Genomic DNA, 16,868 nt, shown 5'->3' with positions numbered 1-16,868 from the left:
TTATGGCAGAAAGCAGAAGGAAAATTCTCTTTCCTCAAGTTTCAGATGAACAGTGGAACGACTGGAAATGGCAGGTCAAGAACAGAATCGAGACCCTTGAGGATTTAAAAAAATATATTCCTCTTACTCAAGAGGAGGAGGAGGGGGTAAGCCGCTCACTTCAAACTTTACGAATGGCTATAACACCCTATTATTTAACTCTGATCGACCCTGAAAATCCAAATGATCCTGTAAGAAAACAGGCTATCCCCACTGGTTCAGAGACACATATATCTCCGGCAGACCTACTTGATCCTCTTCATGAAGATGAGGATTCACCTGTTAAGGGGCTGACTCACAGATATCCGGACAGAGTTTTGTTATTGATTACCGATATGTGCTCAATGTATTGCAGGCATTGCACCAGAAGGCGTTTCGCAGGACAAAAAGATGACGAAACACCGGCTGATTATATCCAGAAAGCAATTGATTACATTGCTGCTACTCCACAGGTAAGGGATGTGCTACTTTCAGGAGGAGATGCACTTATGGTATCGGATGCCAAGTTGGAGTCAATTATTAAGAGACTTAGGGCTATTCCACATGTGGAAATCATCAGGATTGGCTCAAGAGTACCTGTTGTTTGCCCACAAAGAATTACTGACAAACTGGTTGATATGCTCAAACAATACCACCCAATTTGGCTTAATACACACTTTAACCACCCTAATGAGATTACCAAGGAGTCAATCGCTGCTTGTGAAAGAATGGCAAATGCAGGTATTCCATTAGGTAATCAGTCGGTACTACTAAGAGGAGTTAACGACTGTGTGAATATAATGAAGAGACTGGTTCACAGCCTGGTAAAGATGAGAGTAAGACCTTATTACATTTACCAGTGTGATCTCTCTATGGGTCTTGAACACTTCAGAACTCCTGTATCAAAAGGTATAGAAATAATAGAGGGTTTAAGAGGCCATACATCAGGTTATGCTGTCCCTACTTTTGTTGTTGACGCACCAGGAGGAGGTGGTAAAACACCTGTTATGCCTACTTACATAATTTCACAATCACCTGGAAAAATTGTTCTTAGGAATTTTGAGGGAGTTATAACAACTTATTCAGAACCTGAAAATTACTCGAATCATTGTGATTGTGAAGATTGCAAGGCAAACAATCCTGTTGAGGGGGTAGCATCTCTTCATAAAGGACAAAGGCTTTCAATTGAACCTGCTCACCTTTTAAGAAAAGAGAGATCTCATAAAGATTAATATATGCCGTTCGTTCAGGAGATTCTTAACTGCAGAAGTATTTCTGTTGTAGGTCTCGGAAAAAACACAGGCAAAACGGAGTGTCTTAACTATATTCTAAATCGGTTGCCTGCAGAAGGTTTTACGGTTGCCGTAAGCTCTGCAGGCATTGATGGTGAAACACTTGATTTAGTAACCGGCACTTCAAAACCTGAAATTTTTCTGAGAAGAGGGACTCTTTTTGCTACAAGTGAAAAGCATTACAGAGAGAGGAGGATCTTATCTGAACTTATTGATATTTCCAACAGAAAAACATCCCTGGGAAGAGTTGTAACAGCAAGAGCCCTATCACATGGGAAAAGCCAGTTATCCGGCCATCCTACAACAGATGCTCTTAAAAGATGGATAGAGAGAGCCATGGAGGTCTTCGGGGCAGATCTTGCAATTATTGATGGAGCACTTTCAAGAGTTAGCATTGCATCACCAGCTGTAACAGAAGGGCTTATATTATCCACAGGAGCAGCCATATCTGCAAGCATTGATAATCTTGTTTTTAAAACAGCTTTTATGGTTGAACTTATTAATCTTGAAAGAACATCAGTTGTTGGTAACAATGAAGATAGCATTCCGGCTAATGGAATATGGAGTGTAGATTCAAATAGCAATTTCTCTCTGTTGTTAAAAGGAGGGGTGTTTAATTCTGATTCAATACATCCTGACGATGTATCTGATACTAAGGCTATATTTATTTCCGGTGCATTGACTGACAGATTCCTGAATCAGGTAAGATCTTTGTGTTTGGATAAAGACATTGAAATAATAATTAGAGACTTCTCGAAAGCCTTTATCTCTCATTCCAATTTTTCCTCTTTTAAAAAATCAGGAGGGCGATTGTCAGTATTAAACAGAAGCAAATTATTGGCAGTTTGTGCTAATCCCGTTTCCCCGGAAGGATACATACTTGATTCAGAGAGATTATGTTCAAGGCTCTCCTCAGCAATTAATTTACCGGTTTATGATATAAGGAGAATCAGAAATGAAGCTTAGAACTGTTACAGAGTTACCAATAGGTATGAGGAGCCTTTTTGCAAACCTTGAGCTATCCTCATCTATATCTACTCATATCCTGCTGGAGAGAGAGATGTCTCTTTCAATCAGTAAGTTAGCTTCTACATATATTCAGCTTGAAGAGACCTTAAATTCACTATCTCTGGCGGATAATTATAAAAAAGTCAGCCAGCTTAAAGAATCTCTATTTGGAGTCAGAGATATTAGGAATACCCTGAATGCTCTGATGGAAGGAAAAATTCCAGACGACATTGAGTTATTTGAAATTAAAAATCTTGCCCTGTTATCAGATTCACTAATACCGGTTATTAGAATATTCTCTGACTCTTTCCCAAAATTACCGGATCTTTCTGATGTTGTAACTATTCTTGATCCTGAAGGACAGAGAATACCCTCTTTCTATATTTATGACAGCTATGACTCTGAACTTTCAAAATTAAGAAAGAAGCTTAAGTCGCTGGAATTTTTTGATGAGGATCTTCACTCCAGGTGTTCCTTAATTGAAGACAGGATTAGAAAAGAGTTAGGGAATAGTTTAAAGGGAAGACTTCCTGATCTTGTTAAAGCTTTGAACAATCTTGCAGAAATTGATATTATTATTGCAAAAGCAGAGCTAGTGAGAAAATGGAATCTTACGATTCCTGCTATCTCCAAAGAGAGAACAAGTTATCAAGGATTATTTAATCCGGAGATTTCATCTGCGCTTAGCCTTCAGGGGCTGGAGTACCAACCGGTGGATGTTTCTCTTGAAAGAGAGTCTCCTGTTGTATTAATGGGGGCCAATATGGGCGGTAAAAGTGTAACATTGAGAACACTCGCCCTGTCACAATATATGTTTCAATTTGGATTTGGAGTACCTGCAAGATCTGCAGAGATAGTTCCGGTCCATTTTATTCATTATTTAAGCGGGGATTATCAGGATGTTAATAAGGGTCTTTCATCCTTCGCAGCAGAAATGAGGAAGATTGACAACTTATTAAAACAATCAACAGAGACAGCTTCAATTTTGGCGCTGCTGGATGAACCCGCCAGAACGACAAATCCATACGAAGGAAGAGTACTAGTTGAGTCTTTAATTACAATGCTTAAAAGCAGAAAACTTCTTACATTGATAGCCTCTCATTACAATGTAACTGCTAAAGGTTGTTTTAAATTGAGAGTAAGGGGATTTGTTAATGGAAAGATGAATTATGAGCTTATCCATACAGAAGACTCAGATGCACCGAGAGAGGCGATAAACATTGCTAAATCCCTGGGGATAGATAGTGAATGGCTGGAGGAGGCCTCCAGATTATTGGACAATTACAAAGAAACTATATAATAAAATGATATGCAGAGCAAATTAGGATTGGATTTCAAAAAAGTGGAACATGCCAGAAAATTGGCTGGTAAAATCGCAGTTGATGTCCAGGGGTTTGTAGAGAGATACTCAACTGTCGCAGTTGAGAGAACCCTTTGCAGACTTGTTGGTATTGATGGAGTTGATGAGAATATGGTTCCTCTTCCCAATGTTCTTGTTGATTTTATAAAAGAGAGAGGACTTTTAAGCGAAGGAATCCTTTTTTTCATTGGAAATGCTATGATTTCTGAAGGATTAACACCTCAGGAGATAGCTGAGAAAGTTTCAGAGGGTAAACTTGATATTACAAAACTGGCCTTATCTTCAAAAGAGAAAATTGAGGCTGTGTTGAAACCTGTTATTGAGCAGAGTATAAGTAGAATTAATGATAGAAGAGATAGAAGAGAGCACTATCTTAAAACAATGGGAGAGGGGCCTCGTCCTTATCTATATGTCATAGTCGCTACAGGTAACATATTTGAAGATGTTGTCCAGGCAGAAGCTGCTGCCAGGCAGGGAGCTGATATTATTGCTGTTATAAGAACTACCGGTCAGTCATTACTGGATTATGTCCCTTATGGAGCAACTACTGAAGGTTTCGGAGGAACCTTTGCGACTCAGGAAAATTTCAGGATAATGAGATCTGCTCTTGATAGAACAGGTGAGGAATTAGGCCGATACATCAGACTTTGCAACTACTGTTCCGGCTTATGTATGCCTGAAATTGCAGTGATGGGTGCATTTGAAGGGCTTGATGTTATGCTTAATGATGCGCTTTACGGTATCTTATTCAGAGATATTAATATGCAAAGAACGCTTGTTGATCAGTTCTTTTCAAGAGTAATTAACGGATTTGCAGGAGTTATAATAAATACCGGAGAAGATAATTATCTTACAACTGCCGATGCTTTTGAAGAGGCTCATACTGTTCTTGCATCAGATTTAATAAATGAACAACTTGCTCTTATTGCAGGATTGCCTCAAAAACAGATGGGACTAGGCCACGCCTTTGAGATGGACCCTGATCTTGAAAATGGTTTTATATATGAACTTGCCCAAGCACAGATGACAAGGGAAATATTCCCTGATGCTCCTCTTAAATATATGCCTCCAACAAAATTTATGACTGGTAATATTTTTAGAGGGCACATTCAGGATGCTCTTTTTAATATGATTGGAATTTGGACCGGTCAGGGAATCCAGTTGTTGGGTATGCCAACAGAGGCTATACATACACCATTTATGTCAGACAGATATCTTTCAATTGAGAATGCAAAATACATTTTCAATAATATGAGACAGATTGGTGAGGAGATGGAATTTAAAGAGGGTGGTATTGCAAGAAAGAGAGCGGAGGAGGTTGTTAATATGTCTATTGAACTACTTGAGAGAATTAATCAGGAAGGACTTTTCTCCGCACTGGAGAAGGGAATATTTGGAAATGTTAAAAGACCAAGAACTGGCGGGAAGGGGCTTGAAGGAGTTGTAGAGAAGGGTTCAAATTATTTGAATCCATATGTTAAATTAATGATGGGAGGTAAATAAAATGAGTGGCGGATTATATTCAATGCAATCAAAAGAATTTGATAAAACGCTTGATCTTAAGAGTGTAAAGTCTTACGGTGACACAATGAATGATGGAAAAGTTCAACTTAGTTTTACTTTACCTGTTCCTGTTGGAGACGAAGCTATTGAAGCTGCCAAACAGCTCATTAGAAAAATGGGGATGGAAAATCCTCAGATTGTCTTTTACAAAGAGCTCATGCCGGGATATACTTTTTTTAATTGCTACGGAAGTTGTACTCACAATGTAGATTTTACATCAATATCTGTACCTAAGGTTGAATCAGGAGTAATGGACATGCACGAAACCGACAGTTATGTCAGAGAGAATGTTGGGAGAGCCTTGGTTGTTGTAGGAGCTAGTACCGGTACAGATGCTCACACCGTTGGAATTGATGCGATTATGAACATGAAGGGGTATGCAGGTCATTATGGATTAGAGAGGTATGAAATGATAGAGGCATATAATTTAGGATCTCAGGTTCCTAATGAAGAGTTTATTGCAAAAGCCCTTGAACTTAAGGCAGATGCACTGCTTGTTTCCCAAACAGTTACACAGAAAGATGTTCATGTTAAAAACCTTGTTGAATTAGTTGAACTATTGGAAGCTGAGGGTCTGAGAGATAAGGTTATTCTGGTTTGCGGAGGCCCCCGAATATCTCACGAATTGGCAAAAGAGCTCGGCTATGATGCCGGATTTGGGATGAACAGTTATGCCGATGATGTTGCCTCTTTTATTGCCCAAGAGTATGTAAAAAGAGCTTCAACAAAGAATTTATAAATTTCAAAATTTACTATATGGACAAGAATCAGATCAGAGAGGTTATTGCCAGAAGAGCTGCTCTCGAACTCAAAGACGGAGATGTTGTCAATCTGGGAATCGGGTTGCCTACATTAATCCCAAATTATCTTCCGGATGGGGTAAAAGTTACTCTCCAGTCGGAGAATGGTTTGCTTGGGATGGGTCCTGAGCCCGAACAAGGCAAGGAAGATAAAAATTTCACGAATGCAGGTGGTGGATATATAACATTTTTTCCAGGCTCATCTGCTTTTGACAGCTCTATGTCTTTCTCAATTATCAGAGGAGGCCATGTAGATGTTACTTTTCTTGGTGCACTTGAAGTTGACGAGGAGGGCAATCTTGCTAACTGGATGATTCCCGGGAAGAAAACGCCAGGAATGGGAGGGGCAATGGATTTAATTGCAGGTGCAAAAAGAGTAATTCTTGCAATGGAACATACTGCAAAAGGATCACATAAAATATTGAAAAAATGTAATTTACCCCTGACTGCGGCTGGACAAGTAGATATGATTATTACTGAAATGGGGGTAATGGATATAACACCGGATGGGATTGTTCTAAGAGAGATACATCCAGAATTCTCTGTCGAACAAGTTCAGGAAGCAACCGGTGCCAAACTTATTATTCCGGACAACTTAATTAAAATGAGACTTTAATATGAAAAAGGTTTACATTGTAGCAGCTAAAAGAACTGCTATCGGGAAATTTATGGGCTCTCTTTCTCCCTTTAATCCGGGCGAACTAGGCGCATTAGTAATCAAAGAGATTATTAAGGAGAGTGGTATTTCACCCAGTAATATAGACTCTGTTATTGCTGGTAATATTCTGTCAGCAGGTCAACTTCAGGGAGTTGCAAGGCAAGCAGCTGTTAAGGGAGGAGTTCCTGTTGAAATTCCTGCTTATTCACTTAATATGGTGTGTGGATCTGGAATGAAGGCTGTCATGAACGCTTACGCAGAGATACTGTCAGGTTCGGCAGATATAATAATTGCCGGAGGTACTGAATCAATGACAAACGCTGGTTTCGTAATGAATGGAAGCCTAAGAACCGGCAACAAAATGGGTAATATTCAGGCTCTGGATCATATGGTAGCCGATGGTCTTACTGATGCTTTTAACAATTACCATATGGGGATAACTGCAGAGAATATTGCATCAAAATATAGTCTTACAAGAGAAGAGCAAGATAGATTCGCGTTCAACTCTCAGCAAAAAGCCATTAAAGCAGTTGATTCAGGAAAATTTGATAAAGAGATTGTACCTGTTGAGATTGTTACAAAAAAGGAGACAACCATTTTCTCAAAAGATGAATTCCCTAACAGAACATCTTCTCCTGAAAAGCTTGCTCAGCTTAAACCTGCGTTTAAAAAAGACGGAACAGTTACAGCTGGAAATGCTTCAGGAGTTAATGACGGAGCCTCATTTGTTATGGTAGCATCTGAAGAGGCTGTAGTAAAATTTGGATTAAATCCAATGGTTGAGATAGTTGCAGTTGGTCAAGGGGGAGTTGAGCCTGAAATAATGGGTATGGGTCCTGTTCCGGCTATAAGAAAGGCTCTTAAAAATGCAGGAATGTCTCTTTCTGATATGGAATTGGTTGAACTTAACGAAGCCTTTGCTGCTCAGTCACTTGGTGTTATTAAAGAACTAATTGATGAGCATGGTGTTACAAAAGAATGGATAGATAAAGTAACTAATATTAATGGAGGAGCAATTGCTTTAGGACACCCGATTGGTGCATCAGGAAACAGGATAATTGTAACCCTTATTCATGAATTGATAGCAGAAGATAAAAAGCTTGGATTAGCATCGCTCTGTATAGGCGGAGGAATGGGTACTGCAATTGTTCTCAGAAGAGCATAGTTTAATAAAAGCCCTTGGTGAAAAAGGTTATTTTTATTTGCCTTGGAAATATTTGCAGATCTCCTGCTGCAGAGGCTATCTTTAATAAGATGGTCTCTGCAAAAGGGGATTTCTTAATTCCTTACTCAGATTCAGCAGGCCTTCATGATTACCATTCCGGTGAGCATGCAGACCGCAGAATGAGATCCCATGCCTTTCTCAGAGGTTATAATATAACATCACTTTCCAGAAAGATTTCAAAAGACGATTTTTATAATTTTGATCTTATCATAGCTATGGATAAAAGTGTTGAGCGAAACCTTATATCATTAGCTCCTGATAGTTTGTCCTCAGGTAAAATAGAGTTATTTACACACTATTGCACAAATCCTCTTTTTACAGAGGTTCCTGACCCATATTATGGTGGAGATGCTGGTTTTGAAAATGTACTTGATATCCTGGAAGATGGAATGCCTTCTCTAATTACCTCTCTTTACTAAATCAGCTCTTGACCTAGAAGTTATTACCAGGTAAACACCAATGAATATCAGAAACGCAGAGACCGGTTTTGTCCAGTTTAGAATATCCTGACCAAAAACTATAGCTATAGAGGAGGCTATTAATGGTTGGATATAGTTAAACATACTAACTGTAGTAGGTCTTAATAACTTTAATGAGAAAGCAACAAGAAGATAGGCTGCGAAAGTGCCAAATACAAGAGCATATCCAAGCTGCATCCATTCAGTTGTTGATGCGCCCTGATTAATACTAAGTTTATCAAATGTAAAAGGCAGTGCTATAATTGCTCCATAGAAAAAAGTCCATTTCATAATATGAACAGGGGAGTGTTTAGCCATTAGAGGTCTGATTATTACTAGGTAAAGTGCATATACAAAACAGCTTATCAGTACTACCAGGTTACCTTTTAAGGTTCCGCTCTGTTCAAAATGGCCATATCTGGCTGTATATAATATAATTGCAGCCCCTGACATTCCAATAATTACTCCGGATGCTTTTTTGAAAGATATAGGTTCTTTAATAATCAATGCTGCAAAGAGCATTGTAATAATTGGTGTTATTGTTATTATTAATGAAGCATCAACAGGTGATGTCATTGATAGCCCGGCAAGAAAAGAGAGTTGATTTGCAGCTGTACCCATCAATCCAGCCAGAATAAGTATTAGGTGCTCTTTAAGTGTAAAGCCGTTTGAATTATCTTTTATAAAAAGAGATAGTAGTAGAAACGATAAAAATGCAAAAGATATCCTGAATTGAGAGAGTCCAAAAGGATTAATCCACTCCGGGGTGAGCTCTCTTGATACAGGCATATTAATTGCGAAAAAAATATTTGCTGCCAGAATAAGTAAAACTCCTTTTGTTTTGGGAGAAAGTTGAATATTACCCATTTCTAACTCCTTTTCTTAAGGCTTGCTCGTTCTGCTGTCTGACAACATCTGCTGCTCTTTCCAATGCTAGCTGAATATGAGGATATATGTTCTCTTTCCCCATTTCATCTGCAAAACCGGATTTAGTTAAAGTATCCATTACATTGTCACTAACACCGGAGAGAATCATTTGTATTTTCTCTTTATTGGATCTTTTCCATAGATTTCTAAGGTTATTCAAACCTGTTGAATCAATAAACGGAACTTTCCTCATTCGAATAACTCTTGCTTTGACTATGTTATGTGATGCAGCATCTATCTCATCAAGTTTACTTGCCAATCCAAAGAAAAACGGACCATCTATTTCGTATACCTCTACCCCTTTTGGAATATCCAGAATTTCAACATCAGAAGTGTACTCACCTCTTTCAGTTGCAGGAAGGAAATCCTTCTCTACCTGAGTTATACTTGAAGTTTCTGATACCCGTTTGACAAAAAGAATAATCGCAAGAAGAACTCCAACTTCTATAGCAACAGTCAGATCAATAATTACCGTAAGAAAGAAGGTAAGGAGCAGAACAGCAACATCTGCTTTGTGCCCTTTTAATAAATATTTAAATGTCCTCCACTCGCTCATATTATATGCTACTATAACCAATATAGCAGCAAGTACTGACAATGGTATATATACAGCGTAAGGCATAAGAAAGAGGAAGATTAACAGTAAAACAACAGCGTGTATTATACCCGCAACCGGAGTTTTACCACCATTATTTATATTGGCCATTGTTCTAGCTATTGCTCCCGTTGAAGGTATCCCTCCAAAAAATGGAGTTACTATGTTTGCAATACCTTGTCCAATAAGTTCTGTGTTTGAATCGTGTTTTTTGCCGGTTACTCCATCTGCAACCATTGCTGCAAGAAGAGATTCGATAGCGCATAATAAAGCAATAGTCAATGCAGGTTGAAAAAGCATTTTTATTGCTTCAAAATCAATGTTTGGTGCCTCTGGTTTTGGAAGTGGAATTCCTCCGGCTAATTCTGGAAATTTACTGCCAATTGTTGCAAATTCCACTCCCCCAAACTTGCTGATAAGAAGTGCTGCTATTGTTCCCACAAATATTGCTATAAGTGATCCAGGTATTTTTGCTGTAATTTTTGGCCAAAATATAATAACCATTAAGCTGAATATCCCCATACCTGCCTCCCAGAAATTAATGGAGGAAATATTTTCAAAATAACTAATCCATTTAGGAATAAATTCTGAAGGAACATTTTCAATTTGAAGGCCCAGAAGATCCTTGACTTGTGTGGAAAAAATAACAAGAGCAATACCACTTGTGAAGCCTACGACAATAGGATAGGGGATGAACTTAATTATGTTCCCTAATTTAAAAATACCCATTGCAACCAGGATAATTCCGGCAAGCACTGTTGCGATTATCAGTCCTGAAACTCCATATTGAGATACTATGCCATAAACTATTACAATAAAGGCACCTGTAGGACCTCCAATTAAAAAGTTTGAGCCACCAAAAAGAGACATTAGCAATCCTGCAACAATGGCTGTAATTAAACCCTGCTGTGGTGTTACTCCGGAAGCAATACCAAATGCAATTGCCAGAGGAAGGGCTACTATTCCAACTATAATACCTGCAATCAGGTCTGAAGTAAAAGTCTTTTTATTATAGGCTCCCTTATTAAAAAGAGAGAAAAATTTCGGCCGGAAGGTCGAAGCAAATTTAATATCCATTGCACCGAGAAATTTATAAGAGGCTGCAAATTTAGAAAATAAAAGCTTCAATACAATTTAAAAAAGAGATTCAGCCATATTTATAATATCGGCTATATTTGTGTTGTTGTCCAATATTAAATTTGGTTTAAGATTGACAATAGAATTCTCCTTTTTAAATCTCTGCTCACCTCCTCCGGTTATATTCAGCATATTTAATGCACATTTATCAGCTTTACCTGATTCAATGCTCTTCATCATTCCTGCCAGAGCAACGCCTGCTGCAGGATGAATATCAATACCTTCAACCTCTTCAAAAAGTCTGCACGCAGCATCAAGTTCAAGATTGTCTACTATTTCAATATCACCTTCTGTATCTTTTAATGCATCATACAACCCCCCGGGAACTGAGTAGGGTGGCCTTCTGTTGGATAGAACCTTCGCTTTAATTAAAAGAGCTTTTTCTCGTTCAAGGTTATCGTCAAACGGGAGCAAAGATCTGCTATGAGCTCTCCAGGCATCATACATTGGGGTAAATGGATAATTTTGTGAAGGAAGGAGTTTCATCTTATTATTCCCAAACCTGCCATCATCTATTAACCTGAGATTAGCCTCCCATGCTGCAATAGCACCAGTTCCACTCCCTATAGACTGAAAGTAATTGTCAGGGATTCTTCCAATAGTTGTAGCTGCCGACAGAACTGTAGTACCCATTCCATCTCTTCTTGCCACATTCTTAGCACCTCCCTCTTCAAAAAACTTACCGGACTTGCAAATTTTTGAAGCGAGGTCAATAGCATCAAAATAGTCGCTACCTTTTGGTGTTGAAATTAATTTTACGCACTCTTCAATTTTTGAATCAAACCACAGAGCATCCAGGTTATCCTCAGGAACAACAAGCAATAAAGGAATATTATTATCAGAGCATACCCTGGCAAAAGCTCTCGCTGTATTACCGGCTGAAGCAACAACCATGACTTTATCTGAAGGAACCAATCTTGCACAAACTGAAAAAGCTTCAGTCTCCTTAAAGGAGCATGTTGTCATACCGACGCCTTTTTCTGGCCAGTATCCGTTAAAAGTAATCCAAAGATTGTCAAGACCAAGAATATCTCCCAGTTCTTCAGCTTTGTATGTTACAGGAGACGAAGAATTTTTTAGTTTTCTGTTAACAGGCAGCCAATCAGAAAACTTGTAAAAACCACTACTTTCATTTGAAAAATCAATTTGCTTTACGGAATACTCACTTCTAATCAATGTAGGCTTTTCATATAGAGGATCAGAGAGAAGCCATCCTGTGTCATCAAATACTCTACCTGTTATAAGGTTTCTTAATTTGTAGTCTGTCATTATTTTATCTGGATACCTTTTTATATGCCCACCAGTACCAGGCTCCAATAAATAGAGCCCCGCCCACAAGATTTCCAATGGTCACCGGGACGAGATTGTCCATAAAGGCATTTAATATTGTAAGATTATTAAGATTTTCAGCGGAGAAACTCATCAACTCACCTGTTTTTAAAACTAAGTCAGGGTTGTTTTTAGCTAAAAGGCCGGCAGTGAGATAGTACATATTTGCGACCGAGTGTTCATATCCGGATGCAATAAAGAGCCATATGGGGAAAAATATTACAAGGGCTTTTCCAGCGATATCCTTAGTTGAATATGACATCCATACTGCTAGACATACCAATAAATTACATAGAATACCAGATGCAAAAGCCTCAGTAAATGATAGAGATGTTTTTAATGCTGCTACCTTAATAGTATATGCACCAAGCAGACCATCTGTGTAATTTAATTGTCCTGATAAATAGATAAGTAATGCGATAAAAACTGATCCCACTAAATTTCCAAGCCATACCATTATTAAATTCCAAAAATATTTGCTCCATTTTACCTTGCCAGATAGAGCAGCAATGGAAATAAGGTTGTTTCCGGTGAATAGTTCTGCTCCGGCAATAACCACAAGAATCAGACCTGTTGGGAAGATCAGTCCTGCGAGATATTTAGCTACCCCTATATTTTCAATATTATGTGATATGATATTGCTCCCTACAGATGCAAGAGCAATAAAAACACCTGCTAAGAATGCAAGAAGGAGAGTTCTTAAAACTGGCATTCCTGCCTTTTTTATCCCTGTTTCCTCAGTGTAGTCAACAATCTCTGATGGTGTTAAATAGTTATTGCTCATTATTTAAAGATAGTGAATCAATATTGTCTGCCATTTTATGAAGAACTTTTATAAAACTTATTAGTTCTTCTTTTGGTATATCTTTAATAATATGATCTGTGGATTCAAGCGCAATTTTTGTGATTGCCTCCTTAACTTCAACCGCCTTTTCAGTAAGATGAATCATCTTCTGTCTTCTATCCTCTTCTCCAGCTATTCTGATTACAAGCCCCTTCTTTTCAAGGGCATCAATCAGTTTTGTCACAGAATTTTTATCCTTCAGGATTATATCTGCTATCTCTTGCTGTGACATTATCCCTTCGTCCCAAAGAGTATCCATCACCAAAAATTGTTCAGCAGTGAGATTGAATCCGTGTTCGGCAAAAATCGAATTCATAAACTGTTTGAACTTACAGTGAACAAGATTTAGAAAAACTCCAACCTGTTTGTTCAGAATCATATTAGTAATAATATTTGTCCAATCTCTACAAATATAGGTAATTATAATTATGATTTGTATTCATCCCAGCTCTTAATCTGGATCTGATCTATTGAAATTGCAGAGAATGACCTGATAAAAGCTGTTGCCAACCTTGCATTGGTAATTAAAGGGATATTCAGATCTGTCGCTGCTCTTCTTATTTTATATCCATTGTCAAGCTCCTCCTGGGTAAGGTTTTTAGGAATATTAACAACAAAATCAACCACTCTTGAATGAAGAAGATCCATTGCCTGAGGTTTACTCTCTTTTTCACTTGGCCAGTATACAAGGGTTGATTCAATGTTGTTTTCAACAAGGTATTTATGAGTTCCACCGGTAGCGTAAAGCTGGAAGCCATTTTCCCTTAGTAGTCTGCAAGCCATAAGAAGTTCTGCCTTCTGCTTTGCATCTCCTGTTGAGAGTAAAATCCCTTTTTGAGGGAGCTTGTATCCAACTGAAAGCATTGCTTTTAAGATTGCCTCGTTTGTATCATCTCCTATACAACCAACCTCACCAGTTGAAGCCATATCTACCCCCAGAACCGGGTCTGCTTTTTGAAGTCTTGTAAAGGAAAACTGTGATGCTTTTATACCGACATAATCTAAGTCAAATGCACTTTTACTTGGCGCCTCTACCTTCTCTCCAATCATCACCTTTGTTGCCAATTCAATAAAGTTAATTTTAAGAACCTTAGATACAAATGGAAAACTTCTGGATGCTCTCAGATTACATTCAATAACTTTTATGTCATTCTCCTTTGCCAGAAACTGTATGTTAAATGGTCCGGAAATATTGAGCTCTCCTGCAATTTTTCTGGCAATTCTCTTAATTCTTCGGGCAGTTTCAACATATAGTTTTTGTGGAGGGAACTGGATGGTTGCATCTCCTGAGTGAACCCCGGCAAATTCAATATGTTCTGAGATTGCGTAAGCAATAACATCTCCGTTTTGTGCAACTGCATCAAATTCAATCTCTTTTGCGTTTTGAATAAATTCAGATACTACAACAGGATGTTTTTTGGAAACGTTTGTTGCCAATTTTAAAAATTCTTCCAGTTCTGAGTCATTTGAGCAAACATTCATTGCAGCCCCGGAAAGGACATATGATGGTCTGACAAGAACCGGATAACCTACTATGGAGACAAATTCAAATACATCATTTAATGTTGTCAACTCTTTCCATCTTGGCTGATCAATCTGAAGTCTGTCAAGCATAGATGAGAATTTATGCCTGTCTTCTGCATTATCTATGCTTTTTGCAGTTGTCCCCAGGATTTTAACATCGCTCTTATCTAATCTTATAGCTAAATTGTTAGGAATTTGACCACCAACTGAAATTATCATTCCTTCAGGATTTTCCAGCTCATAAATATCCATAACTCTTTCATAAGTGAGTTCATCAAAATATAACCTGTCACACATATCATAGTCAGTTGATACTGTCTCTGGGTTATAGTTTATCATAACTCCTCGCCATCCCTGCTTTCGAATTGTTTCCAAAGCATTTACACTACACCAGTCAAACTCGACAGAGCTCCCAATTCTATATGCTCCTGAGCCCAGAACAATAATAGATCTTTTATCTCCGAGATATTTAACATCGTTAAACTTACCATTGTATGTCAGGTACAAATAATTTGTAACAGCAGGAAATTCAGCCGCTAATGTGTCAATTTGTTTTACAACAGGCACTATTCCGTGCTCCTTTCTGAAGACTCTTACAATTGATGAAGCATCGTCAACATCTATAGATTCTTTGTATAATAGTCTGCCAATCTGAAAATCTGAAAAACCCTGTTGTTTTGATTTTTTAAGGAGTTCAACAGGTAATTGGGATATATTGTTATATTCAGTTAGTTCAATAGATGTATTGTGAATATTGTATAATTTCTCAAGAAACCATCTGTCTATTTTGGTTAATTCGTGAATTTCGTCCACAGTATAGCCTTTTTTGAAAGCTTTTGAAATTACAAAAATTCTGTTGTCAGTAGGTTCTCTTAAAGATTTGTCAATATCAGGAACAGAAATCTCCCTGTTTGCAACGAATCCATGAGCTCCTTGTCCAATCATCCTCAGTCCCTTTTGAATTGCCTCTTCAAAGGTCCTTCCAATAGCCATAACCTCACCAACACTTTTCATGCTTGATCCAATCTCTCTTGAAACACCTTGAAATTTTGAGAGATCCCATCTTGGAATTTTGCAGACAATATAATCAAGTGCAGGTTCAAAAAAAGCAGGTGTTGTTTGAGTGACGGAGTTTTTAAGGTCAAATAATCCGTATCCTAAACCTAGTTTAGCAGCAACGAATGCAAGTGGGTATCCTGTCGCTTTTGATGCAAGAGCAGAAGACCTGCTTAGCCTTGCATTAACCTCAATAACCCTGTAATCTTCTGAATATGGATCAAAAGCGTATTGTACATTACACTCTCCAACTATACCTATATGCCTTACAATTTTTATAGCAAGCTCTCTTAACAGGTGGTATTCGCTATTTGTAAGTGTTTGAGAAGGAGCGACCACTATGCTTTCACCTGTGTGAATTCCAAGTGGATCAAAATTCTCCATGTTGCAAACAGTTATGCAGTTGTCAAACCTATCCCTTACTACTTCATACTCAATTTCTTTCCATCCTTTCAATGACTTTTCAACCAAGACCTGAGGGGAGTAAGAGAATGCCTTCTCACAAAGGACTTTAAGCTCTTGCTCATTGTTGCAAAAACCACTTCCCAAACCGCCTAAAGCATAGGCAGCTCTGATTATGACCGGGTATCCGAGATCTTCTGCGGCTGTTTTAGCATGGTCAAAATTTTCAACTGCATGACTTTTTATAGTCTTGACATCAATCTGATCCAGTTTTTTAACAAATAACTCTCTGTCTTCAGTGTCAATAATAGATTGAACCGGTGTGCCAAGTACCTTAATATTGTATTTTTCAAAAACTCCCGACCTGAATAATTCAACACCACAATTAAGTGCTGTTTGACCTCCAAAGGCCAGAAGAATTCCTTGTGGCTTTTCTTTTTTTATTACCTCTTCAACAAAGTATGGTGTTACCGGAAGAAAATAAATTTTATCTGCAACCCCCTCAGAGGTTTGGACAGTTGCAATATTGGGGTTTATTAATACAGTCTCAATTCCCTCCTCTCTAAGCGCTTTAAGAGCCTGAGAACCTGAGTAGTCAAATTCACCGGCCTCTCCAATTTTAAGAGCCCCGGATCCTAGAATTAAAGCTTTTTTTATGTTATTGTCAATCAT

At 38.2% G+C, this 16,868-nt stretch carries 14 protein-coding genes; 8 read left to right on the top strand and 6 right to left on the bottom strand.

Features of this window, described 5'->3' with window-relative positions:
- The first annotated feature begins 2 nt into the window (after positions 1-2).
- From ablA to U5907_01630, 8 genes are read left to right on the top strand one after another with little or no spacing between them, the layout of a single operon-like run.
- On the top strand, positions 3-1,250 hold the full coding sequence (gene ablA, locus U5907_01665) for a lysine 2,3-aminomutase (protein WRQ33367.1): 1,248 nt from the start codon (positions 3-5) through the stop codon (positions 1,248-1,250).
- A 3-nt stretch (positions 1,251-1,253) separates the two neighbouring features.
- A complete protein-coding gene (locus U5907_01660) occupies positions 1,254-2,276 on the top strand; it encodes a hypothetical protein (GenBank protein WRQ33366.1) in 1,023 nt (340 codons plus the stop codon).
- The gene (locus U5907_01655; GenBank protein ID WRQ33365.1) at positions 2,266-3,618 is read left to right on the top strand and encodes a hypothetical protein; all 1,353 of its coding nucleotides are present in this window, start codon (positions 2,266-2,268) and stop codon (positions 3,616-3,618) included. The genes U5907_01660 and U5907_01655 overlap by 11 nt, the downstream gene beginning before the upstream one ends.
- Before the next feature lie 9 nt (positions 3,619-3,627).
- Positions 3,628-5,181 (top strand): lysine 5,6-aminomutase subunit alpha, encoded by a 1,554-nt coding sequence (locus U5907_01650; protein WRQ33364.1) that lies wholly within the window; start codon positions 3,628-3,630, stop codon positions 5,179-5,181.
- Between the two features lies 1 nt (position 5,182).
- Complete coding sequence (locus U5907_01645) at positions 5,183-5,980, top strand: OAM dimerization domain-containing protein (GenBank protein ID WRQ33363.1); 798 nt, start codon at positions 5,183-5,185, stop codon at positions 5,978-5,980.
- 17 nt (positions 5,981-5,997) lie between these two features.
- The gene (locus U5907_01640) at positions 5,998-6,657 is read left to right on the top strand and encodes a 3-oxoacid CoA-transferase subunit B (GenBank protein WRQ33362.1); all 660 of its coding nucleotides are present in this window, start codon (positions 5,998-6,000) and stop codon (positions 6,655-6,657) included.
- Position 6,658: 1 nt separating this feature from the next.
- A complete protein-coding gene (locus U5907_01635; protein WRQ33361.1) occupies positions 6,659-7,864 on the top strand; it encodes an acetyl-CoA C-acetyltransferase in 1,206 nt (401 codons plus the stop codon).
- Between the two features lie 17 nt (positions 7,865-7,881).
- Entirely contained in the window at positions 7,882-8,343 is a 462-nt protein-coding gene (locus tag U5907_01630) for a low molecular weight protein-tyrosine-phosphatase (GenBank protein WRQ33360.1), read from the top strand.
- On the opposite strand, the gene U5907_01625 is transcribed toward U5907_01630, so the two are convergent.
- Genes U5907_01625 through carB form a run of 6 tightly spaced genes read right to left on the bottom strand, consistent with a single transcriptional unit; the run spans position 8,323 to position 16,868 of the window.
- Complete coding sequence (locus U5907_01625; protein WRQ33359.1) at positions 8,323-9,249, bottom strand: DMT family transporter; 927 nt, start codon at positions 9,247-9,249, stop codon at positions 8,323-8,325. The two genes, U5907_01630 and U5907_01625, sit on opposite strands and share 21 nt — an antisense overlap.
- A complete protein-coding gene (gene sulP, locus U5907_01620) occupies positions 9,242-10,981 on the bottom strand; it encodes a sulfate permease (GenBank protein WRQ33358.1) in 1,740 nt (579 codons plus the stop codon). The genes U5907_01625 and sulP overlap by 8 nt, the downstream gene beginning before the upstream one ends.
- Positions 10,982-11,038: 57 nt before the next feature.
- The gene (locus U5907_01615) at positions 11,039-12,310 is read right to left on the bottom strand and encodes a cysteate synthase (protein ID WRQ33357.1); all 1,272 of its coding nucleotides are present in this window, start codon (positions 12,308-12,310) and stop codon (positions 11,039-11,041) included.
- Between the two features lie 4 nt (positions 12,311-12,314).
- A complete protein-coding gene (locus tag U5907_01610; GenBank protein WRQ33356.1) occupies positions 12,315-13,154 on the bottom strand; it encodes a formate/nitrite transporter family protein in 840 nt (279 codons plus the stop codon).
- Positions 13,144-13,593, bottom strand: a complete 450-nt coding sequence (locus U5907_01605) for a MarR family transcriptional regulator (GenBank protein ID WRQ33355.1) — start codon at positions 13,591-13,593, stop codon at positions 13,144-13,146. The genes U5907_01610 and U5907_01605 overlap by 11 nt, the downstream gene beginning before the upstream one ends.
- Positions 13,594-13,640: 47 nt before the next feature.
- A complete protein-coding gene (carB, locus tag U5907_01600) occupies positions 13,641-16,868 on the bottom strand; it encodes a carbamoyl-phosphate synthase (glutamine-hydrolyzing) large subunit (GenBank protein ID WRQ33354.1) in 3,228 nt (1,075 codons plus the stop codon).

It is taken from the genome of Bacteroidales bacterium MB20-C3-3 (genome assembly GCA_035609245.1).
Lineage (GTDB): Bacteria > Bacteroidota > Bacteroidia > Bacteroidales > UBA932 > Bact-08.
The sequence above is the reverse complement of the archived record's forward strand: the minus strand, read 5'-3'. Positions and strand labels throughout refer to the sequence as shown.

Bases quoted from the DNA above. Each gene is read 5' to 3' on its own strand.
- ablA (WRQ33367.1), top strand. From the start codon at position 3: ATGGCAGAAAGCAGAAGGAAAATTCTCTTTCCTCAAGTTTCAGATGAA.
- U5907_01660 (WRQ33366.1), top strand. From the start codon at position 1,254: ATGCCGTTCGTTCAGGAGATTCTTAACTGCAGAAGTATTTCTGTTGTA.
- U5907_01655 (WRQ33365.1), top strand. From the start codon at position 2,266: ATGAAGCTTAGAACTGTTACAGAGTTACCAATAGGTATGAGGAGCCTT.
- U5907_01650 (WRQ33364.1), top strand. From the start codon at position 3,628: ATGCAGAGCAAATTAGGATTGGATTTCAAAAAAGTGGAACATGCCAGA.
- U5907_01645 (WRQ33363.1), top strand. From the start codon at position 5,183: ATGAGTGGCGGATTATATTCAATGCAATCAAAAGAATTTGATAAAACG.
- U5907_01640 (WRQ33362.1), top strand. From the start codon at position 5,998: ATGGACAAGAATCAGATCAGAGAGGTTATTGCCAGAAGAGCTGCTCTC.
- U5907_01635 (WRQ33361.1), top strand. From the start codon at position 6,659: ATGAAAAAGGTTTACATTGTAGCAGCTAAAAGAACTGCTATCGGGAAA.
- U5907_01625 (WRQ33359.1), bottom strand. From the start codon at position 9,249: ATGGGTAATATTCAACTTTCTCCCAAAACAAAAGGAGTTTTACTTATT.
- sulP (WRQ33358.1), bottom strand. From the start codon at position 10,981: ATGGATATTAAATTTGCTTCGACCTTCCGGCCGAAATTTTTCTCTCTT.
- U5907_01615 (WRQ33357.1), bottom strand. From the start codon at position 12,310: ATGACAGACTACAAATTAAGAAACCTTATAACAGGTAGAGTATTTGAT.
- U5907_01610 (WRQ33356.1), bottom strand. From the start codon at position 13,154: ATGAGCAATAACTATTTAACACCATCAGAGATTGTTGACTACACTGAG.
- U5907_01605 (WRQ33355.1), bottom strand. From the start codon at position 13,593: ATGATTCTGAACAAACAGGTTGGAGTTTTTCTAAATCTTGTTCACTGT.
- carB (WRQ33354.1), bottom strand. From the start codon at position 16,868: ATGATTGACAATAACATAAAAAAAGCTTTAATTCTAGGATCCGGGGCT.